The 13,731-nt window shown below is 43.7% G+C and carries 19 protein-coding genes; 15 read left to right on the top strand and 4 right to left on the bottom strand.

Going from position 1 to position 13,731, the window contains the following annotated elements; translation table 11 throughout:
* Positions 1–20 precede the first annotated feature (20 nt).
* From GZ22_RS16650 to yunB, 3 genes are all read left to right on the top strand, one after another.
* On the top strand, positions 21–323 hold the full coding sequence (locus tag GZ22_RS16650) for a YunC family protein (protein ID WP_038564915.1): 303 nt from the start codon (positions 21–23) through the stop codon (positions 321–323).
* A 98-nt stretch (positions 324–421) separates the two neighbouring features.
* Positions 422–1,513: an HD-GYP domain-containing protein gene (locus GZ22_RS16655; RefSeq protein ID WP_038564918.1), complete on the top strand. Its 1,092-nt coding sequence runs from the start codon at positions 422–424 to the stop codon at positions 1,511–1,513.
* 53 nt (positions 1,514–1,566) lie between these two features.
* Positions 1,567–2,352, top strand: coding sequence for a sporulation protein YunB (gene yunB, locus GZ22_RS16660; protein WP_038564921.1), 786 nt, complete (start codon positions 1,567–1,569; stop codon positions 2,350–2,352).
* Positions 2,353–2,354: 2 nt separating this feature from the next.
* On the opposite strand, the gene GZ22_RS16665 is transcribed toward yunB, so the two are convergent.
* Positions 2,355–3,338: a M23 family metallopeptidase gene (locus tag GZ22_RS16665; protein WP_038564924.1), complete on the bottom strand. Its 984-nt coding sequence runs from the start codon at positions 3,336–3,338 to the stop codon at positions 2,355–2,357.
* 144 nt (positions 3,339–3,482) lie between these two features.
* Between GZ22_RS16665 and GZ22_RS16670 the strand changes: the two genes are divergently transcribed.
* The 3 genes from GZ22_RS16670 to GZ22_RS16680 are packed head-to-tail and all read left to right on the top strand — an operon-like array spanning position 3,483 to position 4,995.
* A complete protein-coding gene (locus tag GZ22_RS16670; protein WP_038564927.1) occupies positions 3,483–3,767 on the top strand; it encodes a YutD family protein in 285 nt (94 codons plus the stop codon).
* Positions 3,768–3,791: 24 nt separating this feature from the next.
* The gene (locus tag GZ22_RS16675) at positions 3,792–4,241 is read left to right on the top strand and encodes a DUF86 domain-containing protein (protein WP_038564930.1); all 450 of its coding nucleotides are present in this window, start codon (positions 3,792–3,794) and stop codon (positions 4,239–4,241) included.
* A complete protein-coding gene (locus tag GZ22_RS16680; RefSeq protein WP_038564933.1) occupies positions 4,228–4,995 on the top strand; it encodes a TIGR01457 family HAD-type hydrolase in 768 nt (255 codons plus the stop codon). The genes GZ22_RS16675 and GZ22_RS16680 overlap by 14 nt, the downstream gene beginning before the upstream one ends.
* A gap of 32 nt (positions 4,996–5,027) precedes the next feature.
* Here GZ22_RS16680 and GZ22_RS16685 read toward each other — a convergent pair whose 3' ends face one another.
* Positions 5,028–5,525 carry a phosphatidylglycerophosphatase A family protein gene (locus GZ22_RS16685; protein WP_038564936.1) on the bottom strand — a complete coding sequence of 166 codons (498 nt, stop codon included), beginning with the start codon at positions 5,523–5,525 and terminating at the stop codon, positions 5,028–5,030.
* Between the two features lie 127 nt (positions 5,526–5,652).
* On the opposite strand from GZ22_RS16685, the gene GZ22_RS16690 reads away from it, so the two are divergent.
* The 4 genes from GZ22_RS16690 (at position 5,653) to thrB (ending at position 9,951) form a co-directional block, all read left to right on the top strand.
* The gene (locus GZ22_RS16690) at positions 5,653–6,603 is read left to right on the top strand and encodes a protein kinase family protein (protein WP_038564939.1); all 951 of its coding nucleotides are present in this window, start codon (positions 5,653–5,655) and stop codon (positions 6,601–6,603) included.
* An 88-nt stretch (positions 6,604–6,691) separates the two neighbouring features.
* Positions 6,692–7,987 (top strand): homoserine dehydrogenase, encoded by a 1,296-nt coding sequence (locus tag GZ22_RS16695; protein WP_038564942.1) that lies wholly within the window; start codon positions 6,692–6,694, stop codon positions 7,985–7,987.
* 5 nt (positions 7,988–7,992) lie between these two features.
* Positions 7,993–9,048 (top strand): threonine synthase, encoded by a 1,056-nt coding sequence (thrC, locus tag GZ22_RS16700; protein WP_038564945.1) that lies wholly within the window; start codon positions 7,993–7,995, stop codon positions 9,046–9,048.
* A complete protein-coding gene (gene thrB, locus GZ22_RS16705; RefSeq protein ID WP_038564948.1) occupies positions 9,049–9,951 on the top strand; it encodes a homoserine kinase in 903 nt (300 codons plus the stop codon).
* Positions 9,952–10,061: 110 nt separating this feature from the next.
* Here thrB and GZ22_RS16710 read toward each other — a convergent pair whose 3' ends face one another.
* Complete coding sequence (locus tag GZ22_RS16710) at positions 10,062–10,286, bottom strand: NifU family protein (protein ID WP_038564952.1); 225 nt, start codon at positions 10,284–10,286, stop codon at positions 10,062–10,064.
* Between the two features lie 157 nt (positions 10,287–10,443).
* Here GZ22_RS16710 and GZ22_RS16715 point away from each other — a divergent pair, with 157 nt between their 5' ends.
* From GZ22_RS16715 to GZ22_RS16730, 4 genes are all read left to right on the top strand, one after another.
* Positions 10,444–10,755, top strand: a complete 312-nt coding sequence (locus GZ22_RS16715; protein WP_038564955.1) for a YuzD family protein — start codon at positions 10,444–10,446, stop codon at positions 10,753–10,755.
* A gap of 72 nt (positions 10,756–10,827) precedes the next feature.
* Positions 10,828–11,064, top strand: a complete 237-nt coding sequence (locus tag GZ22_RS16720) for a YuzB family protein (RefSeq protein WP_038564957.1) — start codon at positions 10,828–10,830, stop codon at positions 11,062–11,064.
* Positions 11,065–11,124: 60 nt separating this feature from the next.
* A complete protein-coding gene (gene dapF / locus GZ22_RS16725) occupies positions 11,125–11,988 on the top strand; it encodes a diaminopimelate epimerase (protein ID WP_038564961.1) in 864 nt (287 codons plus the stop codon).
* 58 nt (positions 11,989–12,046) lie between these two features.
* A complete protein-coding gene (locus GZ22_RS16730; RefSeq protein ID WP_038564964.1) occupies positions 12,047–12,406 on the top strand; it encodes a HesB/IscA family protein in 360 nt (119 codons plus the stop codon).
* A gap of 173 nt (positions 12,407–12,579) precedes the next feature.
* Here the strand turns inward: GZ22_RS16730 and GZ22_RS16735 are convergent, their stop codons facing one another.
* The gene (locus GZ22_RS16735) at positions 12,580–12,963 is read right to left on the bottom strand and encodes a VOC family protein (protein ID WP_038564967.1); all 384 of its coding nucleotides are present in this window, start codon (positions 12,961–12,963) and stop codon (positions 12,580–12,582) included.
* A gap of 181 nt (positions 12,964–13,144) precedes the next feature.
* On the opposite strand from GZ22_RS16735, the gene GZ22_RS16740 reads away from it, so the two are divergent.
* Entirely contained in the window at positions 13,145–13,612 is a 468-nt protein-coding gene (locus GZ22_RS16740) for a GNAT family N-acetyltransferase (RefSeq protein ID WP_038564970.1), read from the top strand.
* Positions 13,613–13,731 lie beyond the last annotated feature (119 nt).

A 13,731-nucleotide genomic window follows, 5' to 3' on the forward strand; every position in this document is an offset into this window, starting at 1 on the left:
ATAACGGAGGTGTATTTAAATTGATGACTGTTGAACCTTTATTTCTAGAAGGCAAGCCTTTTACTGCTGTGACTGTCGTATTGCCGAAAACAACCTTGCTCGTTGTGTCGAATGATGTCGGATATATTATGTGCGGTGCCCTGGATGTAGATTTGCTGAATGAAAAGCTTGCAGATCGCAATATTATATCTGGCAGGGCGGTCGGAGTTAAGACGATTGAGCAGCTGCTAGCAGCACCGCTTGAAAAGGTGACAGAAGCATCAGCAGCGTATGGCTGGAAACCAGGGATCAAAGGAAAAGACGCTTTACTTCTCTTAGCTTAAAAAAAATGTCGAAGTGTGCCCCTCAATCTAGATTGTTTTCCGATTTTCTGGTACTATTTTATCAGAATGGAATGTCGGAGAAGATAAGGGGTACGTCAATGAGACTAGTTTCGACAAAATCGGTAAAGCCCGGCAGTAAGCTCGCTCAACCCGTTTATAATGATAAAGGCAGTGTTCTCATCCAGCGGGATGTGGAGTTGACCGTAAATATTATCGATCGCTTACGAGAGTTGCGATATACCTATGTCTATATCAGAGATGACAGACTCCAGGACATCGAGCTTTACTTCTCCACTTCCAATGAAAAAAGACTTAAAGCAATGCAAGTTATCCATAAGAGCTTTCAGGAAATCAAGAAGAATGATAATGGTCGATATTTGACCGAAAAAATGACTGATAAAATTACGAGCTCTATCCAAGAGATGGTCAGCAATCTAAGGCCGAAACGCCAAACATTGACGATTCTTTCCGATATGCTTATATATGATGATTATATTTTCTCTCATTCGGTAAATGTCGCATTATATGCGATGGCTATCGCTAATGAAATGAAACTTCCTGTTTCCGTTGTAGAGGAGATTGGTTTTGGCGCAATCCTGCATGATGTGGGCAAGATGTTTGTCCCGCAGGAAGTATTACAAAAGACCGGCAAACTGACTGACTCGGAATTTAAGCAAATAAAGGAACATACGACAAAGGGGTTCCATTATTTGCGCAAGATGAACAATATTCCACTTGTGGTCGCGCATTGTGCGTATCAGCATCATGAACGGATGAATGGCTCCGGGTATCCACGCGGCATCAGCGGGTCGGATATTCACCTATATGCCAAAATCATTGGCATAGCAGATGTCTTTGATGCTGTGACGAGTAATCGTGTTTACCGGGATGCCATGCTGCCACATGAAGGATTGGAAATATTGTTTGCAGGTGCAGGGGATCAGTTCGATATGGAGATGGTTGAGGCCTTCAAGCGAAGCGTCGCAATCTATCCGACTGGACTTACTGTCCGCCTGAGTGATGGGCGTATGGGTATCGTGATCCGTCAAAATGAGGACATCAATACGAGGCCGATTATCCGGATTCTCCAAGAATCGGACGGTACAGAACCTGCACCGTATGAAGTGGACTTATATGAGCATTTGAATATAACAGTTGTAGCTTGTTCGACATCAGCTGAGACGAACTAGCTTATTCTAAGCCCTCTTGGTCAAGCATATGCTTGATCGAGGGGGTTTTTTTCATGCGTCCATGGCAGCGTAGAGCTTCTAAAGCATCACCTTCCTTTCGTCATGTGCTCCTGATGAGCTTGCTGCTTTTCCTGCTGTTCACTAGCTTAAGCCTTTGGCTTGTGAATAGGGGCTTGGAGCCGACACTTATGGCTATTGCAGAAACAAAGACAGAGCAGTTTGCCAAACAGGCTATAAACCAGGCTGTACAGGCAGAGAAGGAAGCTGATTTGGACTTGAATGCTTTTGTACAAGTAGAGAAGGATACCAACGGAAATGTAACACATGCCAGCTGGGATGCGGCAACGGTGAACGAAGTACTGCGGAAAGTGACCTTTCGTGTACAGAACTATCTTCGGCTGATGGAGGATGGCCAAATGCCGGCTGTCAGCGAGGAACAGCTGGCTGAGGAAGCAGCAGCTGACGTTATTCAAGAGAAATTGGAGGAGGATCCGACACTCGTCGATATACCGCTCGGTCAAGCAAGCAATAATGCTTTGCTTGCTAACTTAGGTCCTCGTATTCCGGTGAAATTCGAAATGATCGGCTATGTAGAATCTGGTGTTGATGTAAAGGTGGAGGAATATGGCATAAACAATGCGATGTTTGTTTTCATGGTCGAAATCAAAGCGAATGTTCGGATCATCATTCCATTTTCGACGAAGACAACAACTGTAACGCAGGATGTGCTGCTGGGAAGCACAGTCATCCAAGGGCAAGTGCCGGAATTTTATAACAATGGAGGAGAGTCCGGATCATCTCCATCTTTCTCCATCCCAATGCAAAAGGAAGGCGAATAAATTCAGCCTTCCTTTTTTTGCTGTTTAGATTTTTGTTCCCAAATTCGAAGATAAGGATAAGGGTCAAAGGAAAACTCCGAGCGTCCATTGTCCTTATACATCCCGTAATGTAAATGCGGCGGAAATTTGCCAGATGTTCCTGGTGGGCCATAGCCGCTGGCGCCTACATACCCAATTACATCTCCAGGTTTAACAACATTCCCGACGGATACACCTTTTTCAAATCCGTTCAAATGGGCATAGTAGTGATAAATATTATTGCTGTCTCGAAGACCAATACGCCAGCCGCCATATAAATTCCAGCCTTTTAATTCAATAACACCATATGTGGTCGCGTAAACGGGGACTCCGTAGTTAGCAAAGATGTCTGTACCTTCATGAATCCTTCTGCCGCCAAATCCGCGTGCATCTCCCCATGTATTGCGGTAACTATAATTATGATGGAGTGGGAGCGGGAATGAACGATTATCCAGCTCTATTGTATCGAACTTCTCATACAGCTTGGCAGTATTCATGATCGTTTGTACAGTAAGATCACGCTCATAATAATGCCATAGGGCTATCTTAATATCGTTTTTCGTAGTTCCAGTTTGCTGTATAAAAGAGGCCATCGTGTAGAGTACATCTTCTGGATTATCTGGATCAGCCTGTTTGTCTCCATCCCCATCACGCCCTAATCCTTGAAACCAAAGAATAGAGGATTCGTCTGCCAGCTGTCCGTGTGCAGCAGCTCCGAACCATTTTTCTTCAGGGATTTCGATCGCAATCAGTTTCTCTTCTTTGGATTGTGTCGGGAGATTATGCTCGTACTGATCGATTGCAGCTAAATAATACCAAGGAAGTCCTGTGGCAGCTGCTGTTTTCTTATAAAGCGCCATGCGATCCTGTTTTGCTTTATTCACGTTTTCTTCTCCTTTTGCAGAGGCGGAGAACGGGAAACTGCTTAACAGTAGAATTAGCAACATGGCAATGTGTATCTTTTTCATGTGCTGCTCACCTTTCCTTACACGTTTGCTGTTAGTTTGTACAGAGATCAAAATTTCATGAGTACTATTCATTAGTTGAGAGGAAGGAATGCGAAAATATAAAAGAAATATGCTACACTAGAAGCAAGATAGGGGAGTCGATAGATGGTGAAAACAACAGTACAAGGCAAGCACTATGAAGTGGTGCAGGATGTAAAGGGAGCCTTTCAGGAACAGGCATTCCAAAACCGCTATAGCGAAATCCTGACGAAATATGATTACATTGTCGGTGACTGGGGATATGAGCAGCTTCGTCTAAAAGGATTCTTTGATGACGATAACCCAAAATCCACCTTCGATACTAAAATCAGCACATTGGAAGATTATTTGTATGAGTATTGCAATTTTGGCTGCGCATACTTTGTCGTGAAAAAAGTTTCGGCAAAGTGAATGTGTAAGAGAGGGGCATATACGATGTACTTTGTGGATAAAAGAAAAATAGAAGCGATCCTTACATATATGGAAGAGCTGCTTGCAGTAGAGATACACCATTCAGGGCTAACAGACAAGCTTGCTGCAGAACGGCGGGCGCAGCTCTTGATTGAAGGTATACTTGATACTGGAAACAGTGTAATTGACGGATTTATTATGCGTGATCCAGGCAGCTATGATGATATTATCGATATCCTTGCTGATGAAAAGGTAATTGCGGAAGATACTGCACCAGCCTTTAAAGAAGTGATTGCGCTGCGTAAAATGCTGACCGCAGAATATCAGCAAGTGGATTACCAAAGACTTTCAGATACGATGAAAAAACATCATGATTTGCTTGGACAATACGTAGAGTGGGTAAGAGCATATTTGGTGGACGAGACGCGGACAGCTTCCGCTTTTGCAAGGAGCAGCCAAGATGAAAGCATATGATGGGTATCTGATTGATTTAGATGGAACGATGTATCTTGGTAAGGAGCGGATTGAAGCTGCCCCGGGATTCATTCAGAGACTAAAGGATGCTGGTAAAAAGCATCTTTACGTGACGAATAATTCAACACGTACACAGGAGCAAGTAGCTGCTAAGCTTCGCCAAATGGATATTGCAGCAAATCCGGAAGATGTGTTTACGACGAGTATGGCAACAGCAGCGTACATACGAGAACATAATCCAGCTGCACGGGTATTTGCCATCGGTGAGGAAGGTTTGTTTGATGCCTTGGCGAAAGAGGAGCTTACTTTAGCGGAAGAAGACTGTGATTATGTTGTTATCGGTCTTGATACATCGATTACGTATGAGAAGCTGGCGAAGGCTTGTTTGCTTGTTCGCGCAGGAGCAACTTTCCTCTCTACGAACAGTGACAGAGCACTTCCTACTGATAGCGGCTTGATGCCGGGTAATGGAGCGATTACATCTGTCATTTCTGTCAGTACTGGTATTGAACCGACTTTCATCGGCAAACCTGAGAATATCATGATGGAACAAGCAAGAAAACTATTGGATTTGGACAAGGAACAAGTTCTTATGGTAGGGGATAACTACTTGACTGATATAACCGCAGGTATCCGAGCAGGTATGGATACACTGATGGTTTGTACCGGTTTTACAAGAAGAGAGGAACTTCCTTTACTTAATCCGAAGCCAACATATACGATTGATACGTTAACTGAATGGGAATTCAAATAAGGAGCAGCCTTTGATAAGGCTGCTCCTTTTATTTAACCATCAATATTTTCTTCTTCGTTTTGACTGTGCGCAAGTCTGCTGGCAGCAGCTGCAGCGATAGCGCCTACTATGTCATCTAAGAAAGTGTGGCATTCTCCGCTGCTTTTATCATTCAGCTTGGCCAAGATACCGGGTTTCTGTTTGTCGATATAGCCGTAGTTCGTGAATCCGATTGATCCATATAAGTTAATGATGGAGAGTGCAATTACTTCATCAATCCCATACAGACTCTCATCTCTCGCAAGATTATCCTGCAGCGGCTGTTCCAGTTTTCCTTGTTCGGTTAGTACGTCAAGCTGGATTCCTGTCAGGATGGCATTTTGTACTTCTCTTTTTGACAATACGCGTTCCACATTATAAATGCACCGGTCCATTGTTAGGCCAGGATAATATTTCTCTTGCAAAAAAAGTACCAGCTCCGCGATGTCTTCTACTTGTACACCCCGTTCGATAAGCCATTCCCGCGCTTTTTTCTCTAATTCAGCAGTCATAAAATCACTTCGCCTTCCTATGTATAATTCTGTTAGCAGTATACCCTTCTAACCTATGCGCCAACCGTCAGCTCTGGAACATGTTTTTTACCGATGCTTCATAAAATGTATCAGGAGGTGTTTGCTCGTGTTGCAGTTGATGCAGCAATATATACCAGGGTTCACCGGGAAGCCGGTTTCTTACCGGAATTATCACGCTTATCAGACAACAGATCGGCTATATGTCATTATACCAGCAAGGACGGATCAAGACAGTTATTATGAACTGGCTGCTATCACCGTTTATATGCAGGAAGCAGGCTTTCCGCGTCTAGCTCAGCCGATGCTGACAACAGATGGACAGATATTAACGGTTTATGAAAATACAGCTTATCTCGTGGTAGAAATGCCGCCGCCTTATTCAAGGAGCCTTGATGCGCATGGTGCAGAGTTGGCTGCCTTCCATCAGCTAGGTGCCGGCTGTCCGTTTGCACCAGATACACTATCCAGCTACGGGAAATGGAGTGATTTATGGACTGCGCGTCTGTCGCAGGCGGAAAGGCTTTATTCGGATATCTATCAAAAACGGCCACTTGTTCATGAAGAACGAGTATTTCTGGACACCTTTTATTATGTAATCGGCAGGACGGAGCTTGCCATTCAATACTTGAATGAAACAAGCAATGAGTTCCGCTTCACAGACTATGATCAGCCGACCACAGTATTCACAAAATATCAATCTGAACTGGCAGATACATATGTGCTGCCTCACAGCATCATTTATGACCATCCAGCTCGTGACTTGGCCGAATATATGAGGAATGCCTTTTGTAAGGAGGAAGACAAGGAAACGGGTGAATTTCTGCAATCTTATATGCAGCAGCGCCCGCTCTCTGTGTTTGGAATGAGGCTGTTGTATGCCAGGCTGATTATGCCACTTCATCTTTTCGATCAAATCGAGAAAGGTCTGACTGGAAAAGCGTATGAAACACTTATCATGCAGCAAAGCAGGTATGAGCAGCGTCTAGCCGGATTATTCGATCAGATGCAGGTCGATACGCGCTCTCTTGAGATACCTATGTTGGAAAATTATTTGTAAAGTTGGTTGCGATAGTAGATTGATAGAGTTATAATGTCCTTTATATAAAAACATTTGTTTATTTGAGGTGGACAGGAGGCTGAATGAGATGAAACAAAAGGTACAAATCGGCTTATGCGGCCTTGGTACAGTCGGAAGCGGTGTGGTTCAGATTTTACAGGATCACCAGGAGCAGATTCGTTATAAGCTTGGCTGTGAAGTAGAAGTAGCGAAAGTGCTCGTTAAAAATAAGGAGAAGAAACGAGAATATATCAAAGATGATTCTATCCTTACGACGGAGGCTGCTGATATTACAGATAACCCTGAAATTGATATTGTTGTCGAGGTAATGGGCGGTATGGAAGACACGTATCAGTTGCTGGAACGCAGTATCCGCAATCGCAAACATATCGTGACTGCCAATAAGGACTTGATGGCAGAGCAAGGTGAAAAGCTGTTTGCACTTTCTCAGGAATATGATACGGATATTTATTACGAGGCTAGTGTGGCCGGCGGCATACCGATTCTTCGTTCACTCAGTGATGGTCTTGCTTCAGATAAGATTGAAAAAGTAATGGGGATCGTCAATGGAACGACGAATTTCATCCTTACAAAAATGACAGATGAAAACCTATCCTTTGAAACAGTACTAAAGGAAGCGCAGGAACTTGGATTTGCAGAGGCTGATCCGACTTCGGATGTAGAAGGCTTGGATGCTGCCCGTAAGATGACATTGCTGGCAAATTTAGCTTTCAAGATGCCTGTGGCATATAGCGATGTCCAAGTTGCTGGTATCACTTCCATCTCTAAGGAAGATATCGAGTTTGCCGGAAAGCTAGGCTATATTGTGAAGCTGATCGGTATCGCTGCAATTGATGAGGGGAAAGTTGAAGTGAGCGTTGAGCCTACTTTACTGCCGGAAGCACATCCTTTGGCGCAGGTGAAAAATGAGTTCAATGCTGTTTATGTGTATGGACACGCAGTAGGGGAGACGATGTTTTATGGTCCGGGAGCTGGCGGGCTACCGACAGCGACAGCCGTCGTTTCGGATCTGATGGAAGTCATCAAGAATATCCGCTTAGGTGTCAGCGGTAAGGCTTATGTGCAGCCGCAATATAAAACTGCCTTAAAAGATAATACCGAAAAGCACGCCAAATATTTCATTCGTGTTGAAGCAGAGGATCAGACAGGTGCATTTCACGCCGTCACAAATGTGTTCGCGGGTCAGAATGTCTCGTTTGCAAAAATCCTCCAGCTGCCTCATAGCAAATCGAAAACAGCAGAAGTCGTCATGGTGACACATAAACATAGCAAGCAGCAAATCGAAAACAGCATACAGCAGCTCGAGCAATTGAGCGTCGTAAAACGCGTAATCAGCTGCTATCGTGTAGACGGAGAGGATTGAGAAGTATGGGATGGAAAGGACTTTTAGAAGCATACAAAGAATATTTGCCGCTTTCAGAGGAAACACCTGCCGTAAGTCTGGGAGAAGGAAATACACCTTTAGTAAAACTTGAAAAGCTGTCAGCAGCATACGGTATTGAGGCATACGCCAAAATCGAAGGAGCAAACCCGACGGGAAGCTTCAAGGACCGCGGTATGGTCATGGCAATTGCCAAGGCAAAAGAAGCAGGGGCTAAGGCAGTCATTTGCGCATCAACAGGCAATACATCTGCTTCAGCAGCTGCTTATGCAGCCCGCGCTGGTATGCGCTGCTTCGTTGTTATTCCTGAAGGTAAAATTGCACAAGGGAAGCTTGCGCAAGCTGTTATGTACGGAGCGGAAATCTTCTCAATAGAGGGCAACTTCGACGACGCATTGCGTGTGGTGCGAAACTTAAGTGAAACGGAGCCGGTGGCGCTAGTTAATTCCGTCAACCCATATCGTCTCGAAGGGCAGAAAACGGCAGCCTTCGAGCTGTGCGAACAATTAGGACAAGCACCGGATTATCTGTTCATTCCGGTCGGCAATGCAGGTAATATCAGTGCCTATTGGAAAGGCTTCAAGGAATATGAGGTAGAAAAAGGCTACAGTCTTCCAGTTTTAAAAGGCTACCAAGCAAGCGGAGCTGCTCCGATCGTGCATGACCGGGTATTCGAAAATCCTGAAACCGTCGGTACTGCTATACGTATTGGAAATCCTGCAAGCTGGCAGAAAGCTACTGCTGCAAGGGATGAATCAGGCGGAACAATTGACGAAGTGACAGATGAGCAGATAATCGCTGCTTATCAGAAAATCGCTAGTGAGGAAGGTATTTTCGCTGAACCAGGATCTTGTGCTTCATTTGCTGGTTTGCTAAAAGCATTAGAGCAAGGGGAAGTACCTAAAGGATCAACAGTTGTGAGTGTACTGACTGGAAACGGATTGAAGGATCCGAACACAGCTATCGAGTACAGTACAATCAAGCCTGTTGTCCTACCGAATGAAGAACAGGTAATTGCAGACGCTATTAGGGAGCGGATGTAAATGAAACGCTGGCAAATAAGCGTACCCGCAAGCACTGCTAATATCGGACCTGGCTTCGATTCAGTTGGTATCGCTTTGGATCTTTATTTGGAGTTGGAAGTCCAAGCTGGGCCTGAGTGGGAATTCATTCCGATGTCAGATGCCGTTCAAGGTCTTCCGGCTGGCAAAGACAATATGATCTATGAAACAGCCCTTTATGTAGCAGATCGCTATGGATATAGTGATCTGCCAGCATGTACGGTACGCATGAATAGTGATATTCCTTTAGCTAGAGGACTTGGCAGCAGTGCTACTGCTCTTGTCGCCGGTATTGAACTGGCTGATTGTCTTTTGTCCCTTCAGTTGAGTGATGAAGAAAAGCTAGATATCGCTGTTAGCTTGGAAGGACATCCTGATAACGCAGCACCATCCATTTTAGGGGGATGTGTGATTGGCTATTATGATGACAAAGTTCATTATATACAGACACCAATTAAAGATGTGCGCTTTCTAGCAGTTATTCCATCATTCAAACTTGCAACATCAGATGCTAGAGCTGTACTTCCCGATCAGCTCCTGTATAAAGATGCTGTAAAGGCAAGCGGTATTGCAAATGTAGCCGTTGCTGCTCTGCTGCAGCAAAATTGGAAGCTGCTCGGAGAAATGATGACGAAGGATCTTTTTCATCAGCCTTACCGGCAGTCAATGATTCCTCATTATGAGGAGGTTGCTGCTTCTCTCCAGAAAGCAGCATACGGCGTCTACTTAAGCGGAGCTGGCCCCACTATGATAGCTTTAATCGATGAAACCCGAGCAGATGCTGTCCACGCCTACTATCAGAATATGTACCCTAACTTTGAATGGCTTTTACTTTCTTGTGCTGCAAAAGGGAGTTGCGCAGAAGAGTTAGCTGTCGAAGCATAATAAAACCCACAGAAACCAGTTGATTTCTGTGGGTTGTTAATTCAAGAACTATCTTGCGTAAATAAAGAACCACGAAAAAGTTTTCACTTTTCCGTGGTTCTATCATTATATTAGAATACTTGCTCGATCTCACGCACTCCAGGAACTTCTGCCATTAAGGCACGTTCGATTCCGGCTTTCAATGTGATCGTAGAGCTTGGGCAGTTACCGCATGCTCCCATAAGACGCAGACGTACGATACCTTCATCAACATCGACTAGCTCGACGTCGCCGCCATCACGCAGCAAGAATGGACGCAATTTATTCAAAACTTCTTGTACTTGGTTTTCCATCATCCATTATCCCCCTTACGATTATATATTCATTATAAATCCTTTCCGGGAAAAAATCCACGCTGGCTAACTGAGAAATTCTATCAATTAAAAAATAAATTCCAACATTGTGCTTGTTACGGTAAACTGAAGCTAACAGCATACGAGAGGATGGAGCAGAATGACCACTAATATTACCGTTTATGGAGCTGATATCATCTGTGCAAGCTGTGTGAATGCACCAAGTTCTAAAGACACGTATGAATGGCTGCAGGCTGCATTGGCAAGGAAGTTCGAAAACAAGCAGTTTCAATTCGAGTACATCGACATTAATGAACCGCCTGAAGTAGAAAAGCATAAACAGTTCTCAGCGAAAGTGATAGAAGAAGATCTGTTCTATCCTGTTGTACTCGTTAACGGTGAGATAGCAGGGGAAGGAATCATTTCCCTTAAGGCAGTTACAAAAGCTGTCGAGACAGTCAGCGCAACCTAGTTGTGCTGATATCCCGCCTTATGGTAGGATTATCACTTGATAGTGTTACATCCTAGAATAGGAGTGAGCGGGATGAATCCGATCATTGAGTTTTGTGTAAACAATCTGGCCTCCGGCTCGCAGGCGGCTTTTGAAAAGCTGGACAGTGACCCAGGTCTTGATGTGATAGAATACGGCTGTACAAGCTTTTGCGGCATTTGTGCCCAGCACATGTTCGCTCTTGTGAACGGTGAACCAGTGACAGCTGAGACACCTGATGAGCTTGTCGAAAATGTTTACAAGTTCATCGAAGAAAATCCGTTATTTTAATTGGCCGTGCGTCTGCATTTCGCAGGCCTCGGCTTTTTTTATAGTAGAGGAGAAGAGACAATGGATATACCGTTTGTAAAACTGCATGGCTTAAAAAACAGCTATATTTTCGTGGATTTGTTCCAATTCCAGTTGGAGGAGGAAATGCTCGCGCCGCTTGCAGTAGCTGTCGCAGACAGAGATACTGGAATCGGCTCTGACGGTTTAATACTTATTCACCCAAGCAAAACATGTGATGTAGGCATGCGCGTTTTCAATCTGGACGGTTCCGAAGCGATGAATTGCGGAAACGGTCTGCGCTGTGTTGCCAAATATGTTTTTGAAAATGATTTGGTGAATAGTGATACATTCACCATTCAAACGAAGGCAGGCCAAGTAGAAGCGAAAGTGCATGGAACAAAAGAGCATGTACATGAAGTGACAGTTGATATGGGAGCGCCGATTTTACAGCGTGAACTGATTCCAATGCTCGGTGAGGCTGGACAGGAAGTCGTCGATGAAGTTTTTGAAGCAGGAAAAGAACAGCTTCATGTTACAGCAGTAAGCATGGGAAATCCTCACGCAGTATTCTTTGTTGATAATATTGATGATGCACCGCTTTATACACAAGGTCCCGTTATTACGAATGATCCTCGATTCCCAGAAGGAGTTAATGTCGAGTTCATCGAAATGGTCTCCAATAAAGAAATGCATTTCCGTGTATGGGAACGCGGCTCTGGTGTTACACAGGCATGTGGTACTGGCGCTTGTGCGGCAGTCGTTGCAGCTATACAAAATGACAAAGCACCATACGGAGAAGAAGTGACCGTGCATCTTAGCGGCGGTGATCTGTTCATCCGATGGGAAAAAGATGGTTCTGTCTGGATGCGCGGTGCAGCGGAAAAGACAGTAACCGGGATCTTCCATTGGGAGCACAGTGCTTGAGCATCGGTGAATAGGAGCGTATACTGAAAGTAAGATTAAAATGGGGAGGTAACATAAAATGGTATTGAATATTACTGACACTGCCAGCCTTCAGATCAAGGAAATGATGAAGGAAGAAGAAGCAGAAACAGTCCTGCTGCGCTTTGGCGTAAAAGGCGGCGGCTGCAGCGGCCTTTCCTACAGCCTTGGCTTTGAATATGAAAAGAATGAAGAGTTAGATACATTCGAAGAGGTCAACGATATTCCGGTCATCATCCGTTCTATGGATATTCCGGTTATCCAAGGAACTACTATCGATTTCAAACAAAATATGATGGGCGGAGGGTTTACAATCGAAAATCCGAACGCTATCGTCAGCTGCGGGTGCGGTTCGTCATTTAAGACAGCGACGAATGCCGGAACGCCTGAGAATTGCTGATAATTACAGATTACAATCTTAAAACGAATAAAAAACAGCCCAAGCTGGACTGTTCTAAATTGAGATTAACGACTTTTTTAACGGATTATTTTTCGTTAAGAAGGTCGTATTTTTATACAAAGTATTAGTAATCTTTATTTATGTCGACGTCATTCAATAATAGGGAAATTAAGTTAGTTCTGCACAATCTGAATAAGGTTGCCGCATGTATCATCGAAGACAGCCAATGTGACTTGGTCCATTTCTGTCGGCTCTGTAGTGAAGCGCACTCCGTGATTTATTAATCGACTGTATTCTTCACGAACATCTGCAACGCCAAACATTGTTGCAGGGATGTTTTCGGCAAATAACTTCTCTTGATACTCTCTAGCGGTCGGGTTGACATTCGGTTCGAGTAAAAGCTCGGTACCAGCCTGGTCATCTGGAGAAACAAGAGTTATCCATCTATATTCCCCAGCAGGAACGTCATGCTTTTTTACAAAGCCCAGCGTTTTTGTATAAAACTCCAAAGCCTTCTCTTGATCTTGTACGAAGATACTAGTAACAATGATTTTCATATTGTTATTGCCTCCTTTTTATATAGAAATCGTATCATAAAAACGCAGAATGCTTGTATGGGAAATAAACTTAATTTGAGTACTTGGCGTGATCGTCTATCAGATATTTCAAATACTAGATACCACAGCAAAATAGTCTTGATTATACTAATGAAAATAACATCTTTACAGGAGGACTAATATGATCACACTTGCCACACCTGCAGATGCATCAGAAATTCATCGTATTATGCTCGCTGCATTTGAAGAGTATAAGAATTCGTCGGTTCCTTCCAGTGCTTTGGAGGAAAAAGTGGAGTTAATCAGAACTAGCTTGGTAGAGGGAGAAGAAATAGCTTTTGTATACTGGAAAAATGATAGAGCGGTAGGAACTGTACGTTTTAAGGAACAGGATGAGGCTTTATATTTCTTCCGTTTGTCTGTATGCCCAGAAGAAAGAGGAAGAGGAATAGCAGGGCAGCTGCTTCAGGCACTGGAGGAGTATGCTATAACTCACAATTTTGGTGTGCTTCAGTGTCAAGTTAGACTGTCAGTTGCTAAAAATATTGCATTATACAAAAATAACGGATTTTATATAAGTGAGAAGAGAACGGTTATAAAATCTGATGGGAAACAAGTAGAAACAGCTCTTATGACCAAAAAGCTATAACATAGTAAAAACGCTCCGTAGTGCCATTGTTAAGCGTAAAAACAAAATCCAATAAAATAAATATGATTATATTAATAAAATGCGGGTATATAACTCCTACCAACCCCTACATAAAACTA

The organism is Terribacillus saccharophilus, assembly GCF_000725365.1.
Lineage (GTDB): Bacteria > Bacillota > Bacilli > Bacillales > Amphibacillaceae > Terribacillus > Terribacillus saccharophilus.